We start from the raw sequence: 13,730 nt of genomic DNA, 5'->3' as shown, positions 1-13,730 counted from the left end.
GAAAGGCAGGAGAAGAGACTATGTTGAAAACGCAGCTTACAGAAGTAGAAAGAAGAATTCAGGCAGCATGCAAAAGAGCAGGGCGTAAACGTGAAGAGGTTACATTGATTGCAGTGAGCAAGACAAAGCCTATAGAAGTTCTAAAAGAAGCATATGATTTAGGTGTGCGTATTTTCGGTGAAAATAAAGTGCAGGAGTTAACCGAAAAATATGAGCAGCTGCCTTCAGACATTCACTGGCATATGATTGGACATTTACAGACAAATAAAGTCAAATATATTGTAGACAAGGCAGAACTGATACATTCTGTGGATTCTCTAAAACTGGCAGAGACTATTGAAAGAGAAGCAGAAAAGAAAAACTGTATAGCACGGATATTAGTAGAAGTAAATGTAGCTGAGGAAGAAAGCAAGTTTGGTTTAAAAACGAGTGAAGTGATTCCATTTGTAGATAAAATTTCCAAATATCCACATATAAATGTATGCGGACTTATGACAATTGCCCCATTTGTAGAAAATCCAGAAAAAAATCGTCCTATTTTCGCGGATTTGCGGAAATTATCTGTTGACATTAGACATAAAAACGTTGATAATAGTAATGTGAGTATACTTTCTATGGGGATGACCAATGATTATGAAGTTGCGATCGAAGAAGGGGCCACTATGGTACGGGTCGGAACAGGAATCTTTGGTGCCAGAGATTACGGCATGAAAATGTAGGACAGGCTACTGGAATGAAAGTAGAAAACAAAAAAGAATGCCTGCGGATCGGCATGAGATAGGAGTGTAAATATGGGTGTGTTTGATAAATTTCTGGACATCATGAAATTGAACGAAGACGACTACGATGACGATGATTTTTATGATGATGACGAGTTTTATGAAGATGACTATGAAGAAAAGCAGCCGCGTCGTTCTCTGTTCGGAAAGAAAAACAATAAAGATAACTATGACGACTTCGATATGGAGGAAGAAAATAAGTTCCAGCCGGCAGCCGGCAGTAAGGTTACTCCAATGCGGCAGCCAGCAGCCAGAAGGAACAGCAGCGGCAATATGGAGGTATGCGTTGTAAAGCCAACTTCCGTAGATGATTCGCGTGAAATTACAGAAACACTTCTTTCAGGGCGTACCGTTATTTTGAATCTGGAAGGAATGGATTTAGAGATTGCGCAGAGGATCATTGACTTTATATCGGGAGCTACGTTTGCAATCAATGGGAATCTACAGAAGATTTCAAATTACATATTTCTTGTGACACCGACGAATGTGGATATTTCCGGAGATCTCCAGGATCTTTTGGGTGGCTCTATGGAGACTCCCAGCGTCAGAGGAAGATATTAAAAGAGAACAGGCGCAATAATAAGAATATGCAGAAAGAAAACCAACAAAAGGAAGAACAGCTTTTAAAGAAGAGAATTCTTGAGCTTTCCAGACTCGCTTATCAGCGGGATATTATAACCTATTCAGATTTTCTGAATTTGAATGAATTAAATATATTGCATAGTCTGCCAAAAGAGGAGCTGTATACAAAGTATATTCTCTTTGGAGGCTACGAATTAGCAGAGCGTCAGATGGCGGCATTTCTCCCTGATGCTCTTTATTTGCGTTGGAAAGAGTGGGAGGAGTCAGAGCATCCCTCCTTTCCCTTTTCTATTCTTGAGATTGTACCTCTCTATCAGAAATATGCAGAAGCTTTAACGCACAGGGATTACCTCGGTGCAATGCTGAATCTTGGAATTGAACGTTCTAAAATCGGTGATATTCTTGTAGAAGATAAAAAAGCCCTTTTCTTTGCACATAACAGTATGAAGTCATTTTTGGAAAAAGAGTTGACAAGAGTTCGCCATACTGCTGTGTCAGTAAGAGAACGGCAGGATACTGCCTTTTCCTATGTCCCTCAGTTTGAAGAAATCAGGGGAACGGTCGCATCGGTACGCTTAGACAGTCTCATGCCGCTTGCATTTGCTTCTTCCCGTACGCGTCTGCGCGCTTTGATTGAAGGCGGGAAGGTGTTTGTAAATGGGAAGCTTATTACCAGCAATGGCTATCAGGTAAAAGAAAATGATGTTATTTCTGTAAGAGGTATGGGAAAATTTTTGTATGCAGGGGAACTTTCAAAAACAAAAAAGAATAGAATTTATGTAGTTATTCACAAATTTATATAAATATTCACATGTGATTTCTAGGAGGCATATATGGGAAAAGAGAAAAAAACAGGCATAAAAAGTATACTGCTGGCGTTCATTGGCTTTGCCGCTTTTGTTCTTCTGGATCAGTATACAAAATTTCTCGCAGTCATCCATTTAAAGGATCAAAAATCATTTGTTCTGATAGACGGAGTATTTCAACTGCATTATCTGGAAAACAGAGGCGCTGCATTTGGAATGTTCCAGGATAAGCAGCTTTTTTTTGTAGCAGGGGCACTGATTATCCTGGTTCTTGTTTTTTTTCTCTATATCCGTATGCCTCATAGCCCTCGATACTATCCCTTACGGATTTGTTCGGTTCTTTTATGTGCAGGTGCTGTCGGCAATATGATAGATAGAATAAGGCTCCATTATGTAATTGATTTTTTCTATTTCGAGTGGATCGATTTCCCTATATTTAATGTCGCCGATTGTTATGTAGTGATAGCTGGAATTCTCTTTGTCGTATTGATACTGTTTTTTTATAAGGATGAGGAATTGCATGCCTTAAGTCTAAAAATACGCAGAGGGAAGGGACAGAAGGAATAAATATGGAAGAACTTTTTATAAAATCAGACAAGGAAGAAAAAATCCGAATTGATAAATTTCTCTCTGAACGTATTCCAGATATTTCTCGTTCTTATTTGCAGAAGCTTTTAAAGGACGGAAATATCACTGTCAATAAAAATTGCGTGAAAGCAAACTATAAAGTAGCATTTCAAGATGAAATACACATTTATTTTCCAGAGCCGGAAATTCCAGATATTCTGCCGGAAAATATTCCTCTGGACATTCTATATGAAGATGAAGATATTTTAGTTGTCAATAAGCCGAAACAGATGGTTGTACATCCGGCTCCCGGACACTACAGCCATACCTTAGTCAATGCCGTATTGTATCATTGCGGAGAACATTTGTCTGGAATCAATGGAGTTGCCCGTCCAGGAATTGTGCACCGTATTGATATGGACACGACAGGCTCTCTTTTAATCTGTAAAAATGACCGCGCTCATCAAATTCTTGCAGAGCAGCTAAAGGAACATACGATTACCCGAAAATACAGTGCCATTGTACATGGAAATATAAAGGAAGATACAGGAACAGTGAATGCACCGATAGGGAGACATCCTGTAGAACGGAAAAGAATGAGCACGCATGCACAAAATGCCCGTCCGGCAATCACTCACTATCAGGTTTTAGAGCGCTTCGGACAGTTCACCTATATTGAATGTAAACTGGAAACCGGACGCACACATCAGATAAGAGTGCATATGTCCAGTATCGGTCATCCGATTCTAGGTGATGAAATATACGGGCCTGCAAAATGTCCGTTTCATTTGCAGGGACAGACACTTCATGCCAGAATACTTGGCATTACACATCCGTCCACAGGAGAATATATGGAATTTGACGCACCGCTTCCAGAATATTTTTCGAATTTACTCCAAAGGCTGCGAAAATTTTGAAATTTTTTGCTCAACAAAAGAAACGAAAACATTTCCAACAAGAAAAGAATTTGCACATTTTCATTGTAATAATAAGAGTTTTTCGTTATAATATTGCATATAGAAAAAGTGTTATTTTGCCGTATGGTTTAAATGATGCTGGATTGTTCGGTAAAGGAGATGACTGGTATGAAGACAAACACTATTATTACCATTGGACGTGAATTTGGAAGTGCCGGAAGAGAGATTGGCTACAAAGTAGCGGACTATTTCGGAATTAAGCTTTATGACAAAGAAATGCTGGCACGCGCTGCTAAAGAAAGTGGAATCTGTGAAGAAATTTTTGAATCCCATGATGAGAAACCGACCAACAGCTTTTTATATTCCCTTGTGATGGATACGTATTCAATGGGGTATTCCGGAAATACGTATACAGATATGCCGATTAATCATAAAGTGTTTTTGGCACAGTTTGATGCAATCAAAAAGATTGCAGATGAAGGGCCATGTATTCTGGTAGGTCGGTGCGCTGATTATGCACTGGAGTCCTATAAAAATGTAGTAAGTATTTTTATCCATGCTGATATGGACGCGCGAATCCGCCGTATTGCGCGGATCTATGATTTGACCGATGCGAAAGCAAAGGATATGATCGTAAAAACAGATAAGAAACGTGCAAGCTATTATAATTACTATACAAATAAGAAGTGGTCTAATGCGGACAGCTATGAACTATGTCTGAACAGCTCAGAACTCGGCGTAGAAGGGACAGCCAAATTGATCGAACAGTATGTTGCCTTGAAGGAAAGCATCCCTGCAGCCGAACGTAAGGTTTAATATTTCCTACACAATACAAAGAGAGCAGGGCAGGCATTTCCCATTCACAATTAGGATTAGGGAAATGCCTGCCCTGTTTTTTCTTTTAAGACATTTCTTTTGGATACGGCTTTACCTGTATTCGTTCTGGCCAGCCTTTTATATTTCCATTTAAAATAGCGTGGAACATCCTTTCCTTCGCACCTGGATGCTCCTTATCAAGGCTGTGCAGAAGTTCTTTTGCATACTGTCTTTTTGTGTAACCGTCGACAGGACATTTGCTTTTTACGACAGGAAGCTCATATTTATTTCTAAACCCGATGACGTCTTTTTCCTCAACAAACATAATCGGGCGAATGACCGTCAAATCCATTCGATCCAGATATGTCTTAGGTGAAAAGGAATAAAATCTTCCCTCAAATATAAGGGACAGCAGCATTGTTTCAACAATATCGTCCTTGTGATGGGCATATGCAACCTTATTACATCCCATTTCTTTGACAGCCTGATTCAAAGCACCTTTTCTCATTTTCGCACAAAGAGAGCAGGGATTCGATTCCTTCCGAATATCAAATAAAATATGGTAAATATCTGATTTTACAATCTGATAGGGAATATCTAACTCTTTACAGAGCACCTGAACCGGACTTAAATCAAAGTCGTCAAACCCTAAATCAACGGAGACGGCACTTAACTGGAACCTTTTTGGATAAAAACGCTTCAAGCCGTGCAGCGCATATAAAAGAGTCAGACTGTCTTTTCCTCCGGATATTCCAACGGCAATATGATCCCCTTCCTGTATCAGATTATATTCATCTACTGCCTTCCTTGTATAGCTTAACAACCTCTGTAACTGCATATGTATATGGTTTCCTTTCTGTTTTGTTGATTACAAATTTTTATACATCTCTTAATTTAACCGCGCCTGCTGCCTGCCTTCTTCGATCCTCATCAATCGCAGCGTAATGCTTTTTGGTCGTATTGACATCCTTGTGACCTAATACATCCGCAACAAGGTAAATATCTCCCGTCTCTTTATAGAGAGAGGTGCCGTATGTACTGCGCAGCTTATGAGGCGTAATTTTTTTATTAGGAGTGACCTGGCGCGCATATTTTTTTACTAAATTTTCCACTGCCTGGACGCCGATCCGTTTTCGCTGTGTGGAGAGAAATAATGCATTTTCGTGGCCGGAGAGAGGAGCAGTGGTCTTTCTGGTTGTATAGAGATACATCTTCAGCGCATGCTCTACCTCCTCGCCAAAGTATACGACCATTTCATTTCCGCCCTTACGTGTCACTTTGATGCCATTGTCTTTAAAATCTACATCCTGTAAGTCTAATCCGACACATTCTGATACGCGGATACCGGTTCCAAGTAAGAGTGTAATAATTGCTAAATCGCGGTTTTTGTTCTTTTCGTAATATACTTTTTTCTGTCCGGTCAGTTCGTCGCCGCCATGCTCAATATAATCAAGCAGAGACGCGACTTCGTCTGTATCCAGGCGTATAATTGCCTTCTCATGCAGTTTCGGCATATCTACAAGCAACGTAGGATTGCTGGAAATAATCTGATGTTTGAAATAATATCCATAAAAACTGCGCAGTGCAGACATCTTCCTGGCAAGTCCTTTCTCTGTATTTGTAATTTGTTTGTCTTCCTGATTCTGATATACCTTTAAATATTCCTGATATTCCTCAATGTCCACCGCTTTTAGACGTTCCAAATCCTGTACAGTAAACATATCTACAGTATAGTTTTTATATACTGGGTTATTTTCTATTAAAAAATGAAAAAACACGCGTATGTCATAGGCATAAGAAATTCTGGTTTTTGCCGACGTAGTCGGTTCCACTGCACGAAAATAATCTTTTGCAAACGGCGGCAATGTTTTTAAGATTTCCCGCAGCCTTAATGTATTATCTATATAATTTTGTTCGTGATATGTTTTCCGTTTCTCTGTCTGTTTTTCTCCCATATATTAAAACCCCTTTTTTCAGTAAAAACCACTAGATCCAGACGAATCCGCATCTCTAAAACTGTGTTTTGCGCGTTTCCTATAGTCCATGATAACATGTTTCTATTTTGATGTCTATATCTATTTGAAAAATCAGTATTTGTCGTATAGATTAATCCGTAATATAAAATAACCTATTTTAGATAATGCCTGTTTTGAAGAATAAAATTACAGCAGTGCCTTATTATATGCACTGCTGCTGGGTGAGTTTTATATATCAATACATAGGGATGTATATTGATACCAATATTAAAATAATAATTACACTCCGTAGCCTGCCTAATACAGCCGTATCCAATAACTTCCATTATATACTATGGAAGAAACTCTGTATCATTATAGGCAATCATTAAGCTTTCTCCGGCATGTATTTCATCAGACTCCAAAGAATTTAATGTTTTTAATGTATCTATATATTGTTCAACAGACTGGCAGTCTGAAGTCATATTTTCTTCTGCAATATCCCATAGTGTATCGCCTGGCTGAATCACGATACTTTTATAATATGTAAAAGAAACAGGTTCCTCTGCTTGATTGCCATGTGCGGAAACAAAAAATGTATTGAAAAAGAAACAACAAACGGCAATCAGCAAAATTCCGGCTGCCACAGAGAAAACGCCTCTGTACAATGCAGAAGTTTTTTTCTTTTTTATCTGCACTGCCTTCTTGTTCCTTATATATTGTATATCTGCTTTTCTGGCTGTTGTATTTCTATTTCCCCTGTTCATACTATTCTCTCCCCTGTAAATAAACTATACAAACAAATGTTCTTTTTGATGTTTTTATTATATTATACGAACAAATGTTTGTCAATAGTATTTTTGAAAATATTCGAACATATTTTCGTAACAAGTGTTTGCTTTTTTGCAGAAGCTATGGTACTATATTAGTAATTATTTGAAAAGACAGATATAACAATAAATGAATGATTGAGGAGGAATTTCATGTCACAGGGGAAAATCAGCAAGAAACAGATGGAGATTTTAGAATACATTAAATCACAGATATTGGAGCGCGGTTTTCCGCCTGCTGTCCGCGAAATATGTGAGGCAGTACATTTAAAATCCACCTCTTCTGTCCACTCGCATCTGGAGACACTGGAGAAAAACGGATATATCCGCCGCGATCCGACAAAGCCAAGGGCCATAGAAATTCTGGACGATACTTTTAATCTGACACGTCGGGAGCTTGTAAATGTCCCGATTGTCGGACAGGTAGCTGCAGGCGAACCGATTCTTGCTCAGGAAAATATAGAGAATTATTTTCCTATACCTGCTGAAATCATGCCGAATAATCAGACCTTTATGCTGAGAGTAAAAGGAGAAAGTATGATCAATGCCGGTATTCTGGATGGTGACATGGTTCTAGTGGAGGAGACGCATACTGCTTCTAACGGAGACATGGTTGTCGCTCTTATAGAGGATGGTGCGACTGTGAAAACATTCTACAAAGAGGAAGGTATTTTTCGGCTCCAGCCTGAAAATGATAATATGGATCCAATCCTTGTAAAGGAATTAATGATACTCGGTAAAGTAATAGGCGTATTTCGATTTTTTAATTAAAAACAGCATAGATTTTTGGGTATGTATCAATTCCAGAAATTCGAAACACGGAGTTGATTCAGAATACATTGACAGGAAAAGGAAGCTGACGCTCCACGATTTATTAATCGTTAAAGCGTCAGCTTCCTTGCTTATCTGCTTTTTCTGCGTTTGAAGAATAATGCCGTTATCACTCCTACTAGGGAAATGACCGTTGCCATGCTCCATAATAAGATGTTCGTAGTGTCGCCTGTCTGTACTGCTGCATCTGGCTTATCTGTATTTGAAGTGGTGTTGTTCTTGTTTTCTCTTACTGTAAACTGTAAATCTATTGATTGTTCGGTTGCATTATCTGCTGATACAGAAAGTGTTGCTTTATACGCTCCAACTGTTAAATCGTCTTTTGGTTTTACCGTTACCTTAATTGTTCCGTTTGGCTGAATCGTAGTAGTTTTATCCCAACTCAATTCAAACTTATCAGCACCACTTCCTGTAATAGATACATTGACATTCTCTAAATCGACATTTCCGGTATTTGTGATAGTAAACTCATTTGCGGTAATTGGTTCATATCCTACGCAGATTCCTGTAAATGTTCCGTTACCATCTAAAGTCATGCTGTAAACTTTCTTTGTTGCCGGTGTTAGCGTTATATCCACATCAGCCGTCGGCGTTCCCGATACGGTAATCTGATTTTCATTATCTCTTGTAACGATGATACCGTTTTGTTCTGCAACTATGTAATCAGCAGGGAACATTTTAGTACTTTGTTTCTTATTGAACTTGCACCATAATGATTTACATAGATTTCAGTTGGATCAACATTTGGGTATGCACAATTATAACTACTGTCATATGTTTTAGAGTCTACAGACCCTAATATATAATCCTCCTCAAATGGCTGTGCTGTCAGCTGACTTGCCGCAAACAACGTCAATCCCTTTTCTTGTTGACTTCCCACAATCCACCATTGTTGATTATCGTTACCAAAATAGATCTTTGCCGGATTTCTTTCCCCGTCATAATCATTCGTGTTAAAAGTTTTTAATTCATCAACGGTCACAAACTGTGCTTTAGTGGGAAATTGCTTTTCTTGTGCATGAACCTCGATGTTAGCGCTAAAAGGTGAAAACAACGTCAGTACCATTACACTTGTCGCCAGAAATGCACCGGCTTTCTTTAAATGCTTTCGTATCATATTTTCCTCCATTCCTAGACCATTCTCAAAAGGTACACTTTTTGCAAAAGACATATCTTAGCTGAAACTATCATTCAAAGTAAAAAAATAACAGCCTTAAATCCGTTTAAGATAAAAAAACATTGAAAAAATAGGAATTTTCAGTTATACTTGAATAGAAATAATGGACTCTCAAAAGGTGTACCTTTTGAGAGTTTAGAACAGATTACTCTTGTTTTAACAGACGGTATTCTCTTAATTTCCTGTAAAATGTGGCTTCGCTCATCTTGCATGCTTTCAAGACTTCCGATAAAGGAAGTCTTTTCTTTTCCCATTCATGAACAAGCGCCCCAAAGTTCTCTGGAAGTGCAATTTCAGGTCTGCCAAATTTTATTCCTTTTGCTTTTGCAACTGCAATACCCTGTGCCTGTCTTTTTCTGATGTTTTCACGCTCATTCTGTGCCACAAATGATAGTATCTGTAATACGAGGTCAGCAATGAACGTTCCCATTAAATCTTTTCCGTTTCTGGTATCCAACAAGGGCATATCGATGACACATATATCAATCCCTTTTTCTTTCGTCAATATCCTCCATTGCTCCTGTATTTCAAGATAGTTCCTGCCTAAACGGTCGATACTTAGGATATAAAGCAAATCGCCTTGTTTTAGCTTTCTGACGAGTTTTTTATATTGGGGACGTTCAAAACTTTTTCCAGACTGTTTGTCTATGTAGATATTTTTAGGAAGTACATTCCTTTTTAATAGTTCAACAATCTGTCGTTCCTCGTTTTGGTCTATACTTGAAACCCGTACATACCCATAAATTTGTGCCATTCTTTATCACTCCTCCTTTGTTATGGATATATGGAAGTATCATAAAATAAAAAAGCACCTTACTGTAAAAGTAAAATGCTTCGTAAAAAATATTTAGTTGTTCTAATCTGACTTCTGCCATTGCGAAGATACATCTTATCACACAGCTAGTAAATATTGACAATTAAACGAAAAAGGAATATTATAATCACATCAAATATTTTTGATGTGAGGTGCAAAAAAATGAAAGGTGACTATGTAAAAGATGCTAAAATTTTCAAAGCTCTATGTGACGTAAAGCGTCTGCATATATTGGAGTTGTTGCGAAGCGGCGAAAAATGTGCGTGTGTATTGATTGAGGAAATGAATATGGGGCAATCGTCCATATCCTATCATATGAAAGTCTTATGTGAGTCTGGATTGGTTATCGGCAGACAGGAAGGAAAATGGACGCATTACCAACTAAGCAAGAACGGCAGAGAACATGCAATCAATCGCCTATCAGAACTCACAGCACCAACTACGGAAAATTACACAAAATATTGTAAATAAAAAGTCATCTTTGGGTGGCTTTTCTATAACACTTTCACATCAAATAATTTTGATGTGTTTTGAAGAAAGGAGGTTTTGAAATTGGAGGTTTTACAGGCTGTCTTTTTATTCATTCAAGACGAGATACTTGGTATGAAATGGTTGAATGTCTTGATAGGAAAATTATTAAATGGTGTTGGCTTAGACAGTACCTCTCGACTTGGGGGAAGTATTCAGTTTTTTATGTATGACGTGGTAAAAATAACAGTGCTGTTATGCCTGCTCATATTCATTATTTCATATATACAAAGTTATTTTCCGCCAGAGAGAAGCAAAAAGATATTAGGACGCTTTCATGGAATAAGAGCAAATATCATTTCTGCCCTATTAGGAACGGTAACACCGTTTTGTTCATGTTCCTCTATTCCGCTTTTCATTGGCTTTACCAGTGCGGGGCTTCCTCTGGGAGTTACTTTTTCTTTCCTGATTTCCTCCCCTATGGTAGACTTGGGAAGTTTAGTTTTGTTGATGAGTATTTTTGGAGCAAAAGTAGCGATTGCCTATGTAATTATCGGTCTTATTGTGGCTGTTATTGGTGGTACGTTGATTGAACACCTGCATATGGAAAAATATGTGGAAGAATTTATCAAAAATGCAGGTAGCGTTGATATTGAAGCTATGGTATTGACAAAAAAAGAACGGGTCATTTATGCAAAAGAACAGGTTATAGGCACTTTCAAAAAGGTATTTCCTTATATCCTTGTAGGGGTCGGTATCGGAGCAGTTATTCATAATTGGATACCTGAACAGTGGATTGAAACAGTTTTGGGCGGTAGCAATCCATTTGGTGTTATTCTCGCTACACTCGTCGGTGTTCCTATGTATGCTGATATTTTTGGAACAATCCCAATTGCGGAGGCATTACTTGCAAAAGGGGCACAACTCGGAACGATTTTAGCTTTTATGATGGCAGTAACAACGCTTAGTCTGCCCTCGATGATTATGCTGAAAAAAGCAGTAAAGCCTAGATTACTTGTCTTGTTTATCGGGATTTGTACCATAGGTATTATGATAGTCGGATATATGTTTAATTTGTTTCATGCGGTTTTATTATAATTTGTATGGAGGAAATCAAAATGAAATTATTTGGAAAAAAAGAAGTAAAAACTTGTAACTGTGATAGACAGCGTAACACTGAAAACACAAAAAATGCAGAGCCTAAAAATGGACTTCTGATTTTAGGGTCTGGCTGTTCAAAATGTATGGAATTAGAATATAATGTTCTTACGGCAGTTTCACAAATGGGAATAGATATCCCTGTCGGACACATAACCGATTTTACAGAAATTGCAAGTTACGGTGTTATGTCTACACCGGCTCTTGTGCTAAATGGAAAGGTCATATCATATGGGAAAGTATTATCGATTGAGGCAATAAAAGTAATTTTGCAAAAGGATATTTAATTTGCCGAATATTTCAATAACCGACGGAGTGATTAGACCACGTTGATGGGAAAATCTTTAAGATTTTCCCGTCATACTTACAAGCCTAAGTATCTTTTAACTTTGATAATTTACTTTCTGCGAAAGCTAAATATAAGATTTTCTTGCCTACAGTTCTTCGAAGCTTACAACTCTCCCGTCGCGCCAGATTCTTTCCAGGTCATAAAACAATCGGTTTTCTTTATCAAAGATGTGGACAATAATGTCTCCAAAATCCAGTAAAACCCAGCTTCCGGACTGATAACCTTCCCGCTGCTTTAATAAATATCCGCCCCTTTGAAGGCTTTCTTCTACATTTTCAACGAGGGCGCGTACCTGACTGTCGCTGTTTCCTGTTGCAATCAGAAAATAATCCGCCATAACAGAAATTCCTGTAATGTCAATTATCTGTATGTCCTCTCCTTTTTTTTCATCCAGCGCCTGCCATGCAAGACGCGCCATTTCTTTTCCCTGCTCCATATTCCTACCCTTTCATTTTGTTTCTTCTTTTTTATAATATGCGTACGTTTCTATTGTCATAGCATCAATCGGTTTCCCTGCTGTATTTAAATACTCGATTGTCCCCTTTGCAGAAAACGCTACTGCCCTGTCAATATTATGGAACGCCGCTGCCCTTATAGCAGAAAGTCCTGGTATTTCTCTCCTTCCTGGTTCTATATAATCTGCAATATAGATAATCTTTTCCAGAAGTGTCATTTCAGGACGGCCGGTCGTATGAAAGCGGATTGCAGATAAAATCTCGCCATCCGCAATACCATACTCATATTCTGCCAGATATGCCCCCAGCTTGGCATGTACCAGAGAAGGCATTATAAGCTCTGCGTCAGTAAGCGAAATCTCTTTCTCTTTACATTGCTCGATCTGCTCTTTGGAAGTACCGTACTTTCCACAGTCATGCAAAAGGCCTGCCAGCATTGCCTGATGCAGATTCGCACTGTGGCACATTGCAAGCGAAGCAGCCGTATACATAACACCCAGAGTATGTTCATACCGTTCCTTCTTCAATTTTTTTTTCAAGAGAGCCTGTATTTCTAAATATCTTTCATCCATCTTGCTTCCCTGCCTTATCACTTTCTTCTCTGTATAGAGAATTCTGTTTTATATATTCTGCGACAGAGTCTGGCACCATATAGTGTATACTCAATCCTTTTGACGCCCTCTGGCGAATCGTTGTCGAGGAAATTTCCAGAAGCGGTGCGCGCAGAAGCTCGATACGAGCGCCGTATTTTTCAGAAAGATAAGCAATCTGGCGTTCCATATCTTTTACATCCTTATCGTCCCGCATGGCTGCAAGAATCGTGCATGTAGGAAAAATTTCTTTAAAAAAACGCCACTGCTCAATCGCAAAAAGAGAATCTGCCCCCAAAATAAAATAAAATTCGCAGTCTGGATATGCGCTGTTAAACTCCTGCATAGTACGATACGTATAAGAGTGTCTCACCGCAGAAGCTTCATGGAGAGAAAGCCTAAAATGAGGCACTCCCAAAATAGCAAGACGTATCATCTCCACACGGTGTTTTAACGCCTTCTCATCCTCTGTTCTGTCGTTATGTGTAGCCGTATCCTTATGAGGCGGATTGCCATTTGGAAGAAACCAGATTTCATCCAGCCCGAAATCCTCATAGGCAAACTCTCCAAGCAGAAGATGTCCTATATGGACAGGGTCAAACGTACCGCCCATTATCCCTATTTTCATACATCTCA

At 38.6% G+C, this 13,730-nt stretch carries 19 protein-coding genes; 10 read left to right on the top strand and 9 right to left on the bottom strand.

Going from position 1 to position 13,730, the window contains the following annotated elements:
* Positions 1-20: 20 nt before the first annotated feature.
* From ACZ5C4_RS09555 to ACZ5C4_RS09530, 6 genes are all read left to right on the top strand, one after another.
* Positions 21-719, top strand: coding sequence for a YggS family pyridoxal phosphate-dependent enzyme (locus tag ACZ5C4_RS09555; protein ID WP_186874470.1), 699 nt, complete (start codon positions 21-23; stop codon positions 717-719).
* A gap of 72 nt (positions 720-791) precedes the next feature.
* Positions 792-1,340 (top strand): cell division protein SepF, encoded by a 549-nt coding sequence (locus ACZ5C4_RS09550; protein WP_186874471.1) that lies wholly within the window; start codon positions 792-794, stop codon positions 1,338-1,340.
* A 26-nt stretch (positions 1,341-1,366) separates the two neighbouring features.
* Positions 1,367-2,164, top strand: a complete 798-nt coding sequence (locus tag ACZ5C4_RS09545; RefSeq protein ID WP_464520793.1) for a YlmH family RNA-binding protein — start codon at positions 1,367-1,369, stop codon at positions 2,162-2,164.
* 30 nt (positions 2,165-2,194) lie between these two features.
* Positions 2,195-2,734 carry a signal peptidase II gene (gene lspA, locus ACZ5C4_RS09540; RefSeq protein ID WP_186874473.1) on the top strand — a complete coding sequence of 180 codons (540 nt, stop codon included), beginning with the start codon at positions 2,195-2,197 and terminating at the stop codon, positions 2,732-2,734.
* Between the two features lie 2 nt (positions 2,735-2,736).
* A complete protein-coding gene (locus tag ACZ5C4_RS09535; protein ID WP_464520792.1) occupies positions 2,737-3,651 on the top strand; it encodes an RluA family pseudouridine synthase in 915 nt (304 codons plus the stop codon).
* 168 nt (positions 3,652-3,819) lie between these two features.
* Positions 3,820-4,467, top strand: coding sequence for a cytidylate kinase-like family protein (locus ACZ5C4_RS09530; RefSeq protein ID WP_186874475.1), 648 nt, complete (start codon positions 3,820-3,822; stop codon positions 4,465-4,467).
* Between the two features lie 85 nt (positions 4,468-4,552).
* On the opposite strand, the gene ACZ5C4_RS09525 is transcribed toward ACZ5C4_RS09530, so the two are convergent.
* The 3 genes from ACZ5C4_RS09525 to ACZ5C4_RS09515 form a co-directional block, all read right to left on the bottom strand.
* The gene (locus tag ACZ5C4_RS09525; protein ID WP_464520791.1) at positions 4,553-5,305 is read right to left on the bottom strand and encodes a tRNA 2-thiocytidine biosynthesis TtcA family protein; all 753 of its coding nucleotides are present in this window, start codon (positions 5,303-5,305) and stop codon (positions 4,553-4,555) included.
* Between the two features lie 40 nt (positions 5,306-5,345).
* Positions 5,346-6,422, bottom strand: coding sequence for a tyrosine-type recombinase/integrase (locus ACZ5C4_RS09520; RefSeq protein ID WP_464520790.1), 1,077 nt, complete (start codon positions 6,420-6,422; stop codon positions 5,346-5,348).
* 353 nt (positions 6,423-6,775) lie between these two features.
* Complete coding sequence (locus tag ACZ5C4_RS09515; RefSeq protein ID WP_464520789.1) at positions 6,776-7,189, bottom strand: LysM peptidoglycan-binding domain-containing protein; 414 nt, start codon at positions 7,187-7,189, stop codon at positions 6,776-6,778.
* A gap of 216 nt (positions 7,190-7,405) precedes the next feature.
* Between ACZ5C4_RS09515 and lexA the strand changes: the two genes are divergently transcribed.
* The gene (lexA, locus tag ACZ5C4_RS09510; protein ID WP_464520788.1) at positions 7,406-8,023 is read left to right on the top strand and encodes a transcriptional repressor LexA; all 618 of its coding nucleotides are present in this window, start codon (positions 7,406-7,408) and stop codon (positions 8,021-8,023) included.
* 131 nt (positions 8,024-8,154) lie between these two features.
* On the opposite strand, the gene ACZ5C4_RS09505 is transcribed toward lexA, so the two are convergent.
* From ACZ5C4_RS09505 to ACZ5C4_RS09495, 3 genes are all read right to left on the bottom strand, one after another.
* Positions 8,155-8,760 (bottom strand): BppU family phage baseplate upper protein, encoded by a 606-nt coding sequence (locus ACZ5C4_RS09505; protein WP_464520787.1) that lies wholly within the window; start codon positions 8,758-8,760, stop codon positions 8,155-8,157.
* A complete protein-coding gene (locus ACZ5C4_RS09500; protein WP_464520786.1) occupies positions 8,739-9,200 on the bottom strand; it encodes a hypothetical protein in 462 nt (153 codons plus the stop codon). The genes ACZ5C4_RS09505 and ACZ5C4_RS09500 overlap by 22 nt, the downstream gene beginning before the upstream one ends.
* Positions 9,201-9,405: 205 nt before the next feature.
* On the bottom strand, positions 9,406-10,014 hold the full coding sequence (locus ACZ5C4_RS09495) for a recombinase family protein (protein WP_464520785.1): 609 nt from the start codon (positions 10,012-10,014) through the stop codon (positions 9,406-9,408).
* Positions 10,015-10,236: 222 nt separating this feature from the next.
* Between ACZ5C4_RS09495 and ACZ5C4_RS09490 the strand changes: the two genes are divergently transcribed.
* The 3 genes from ACZ5C4_RS09490 (at position 10,237) to ACZ5C4_RS09480 (ending at position 11,987) form a co-directional block, all read left to right on the top strand.
* Entirely contained in the window at positions 10,237-10,545 is a 309-nt protein-coding gene (locus tag ACZ5C4_RS09490; protein ID WP_464520784.1) for an ArsR/SmtB family transcription factor, read from the top strand.
* Positions 10,546-10,677: 132 nt separating this feature from the next.
* Complete coding sequence (locus ACZ5C4_RS09485) at positions 10,678-11,640, top strand: permease (RefSeq protein ID WP_464522327.1); 963 nt, start codon at positions 10,678-10,680, stop codon at positions 11,638-11,640.
* A 20-nt stretch (positions 11,641-11,660) separates the two neighbouring features.
* Entirely contained in the window at positions 11,661-11,987 is a 327-nt protein-coding gene (locus ACZ5C4_RS09480; protein WP_464520783.1) for a thioredoxin family protein, read from the top strand.
* 147 nt (positions 11,988-12,134) lie between these two features.
* On the opposite strand, the gene rsfS is transcribed toward ACZ5C4_RS09480, so the two are convergent.
* The 3 genes from rsfS to nadD are packed head-to-tail and all read right to left on the bottom strand — an operon-like array spanning position 12,135 to position 13,722.
* Positions 12,135-12,485, bottom strand: coding sequence for a ribosome silencing factor (rsfS, locus tag ACZ5C4_RS09475; protein WP_464520782.1), 351 nt, complete (start codon positions 12,483-12,485; stop codon positions 12,135-12,137).
* A gap of 12 nt (positions 12,486-12,497) precedes the next feature.
* Entirely contained in the window at positions 12,498-13,076 is a 579-nt protein-coding gene (yqeK, locus tag ACZ5C4_RS09470; protein ID WP_464520781.1) for a bis(5'-nucleosyl)-tetraphosphatase (symmetrical) YqeK, read from the bottom strand.
* Complete coding sequence (gene nadD / locus ACZ5C4_RS09465; RefSeq protein ID WP_464520780.1) at positions 13,069-13,722, bottom strand: nicotinate-nucleotide adenylyltransferase; 654 nt, start codon at positions 13,720-13,722, stop codon at positions 13,069-13,071. The genes yqeK and nadD overlap by 8 nt, the downstream gene beginning before the upstream one ends.
* Between the last annotated feature and the right edge of the window lie 8 nt (positions 13,723-13,730).

It is taken from the genome of Mediterraneibacter flintii, from assembly GCF_055387595.1.
The sequence above is the reverse complement of the archived record's forward strand: the minus strand, read 5'-3'. Positions and strand labels throughout refer to the sequence as shown.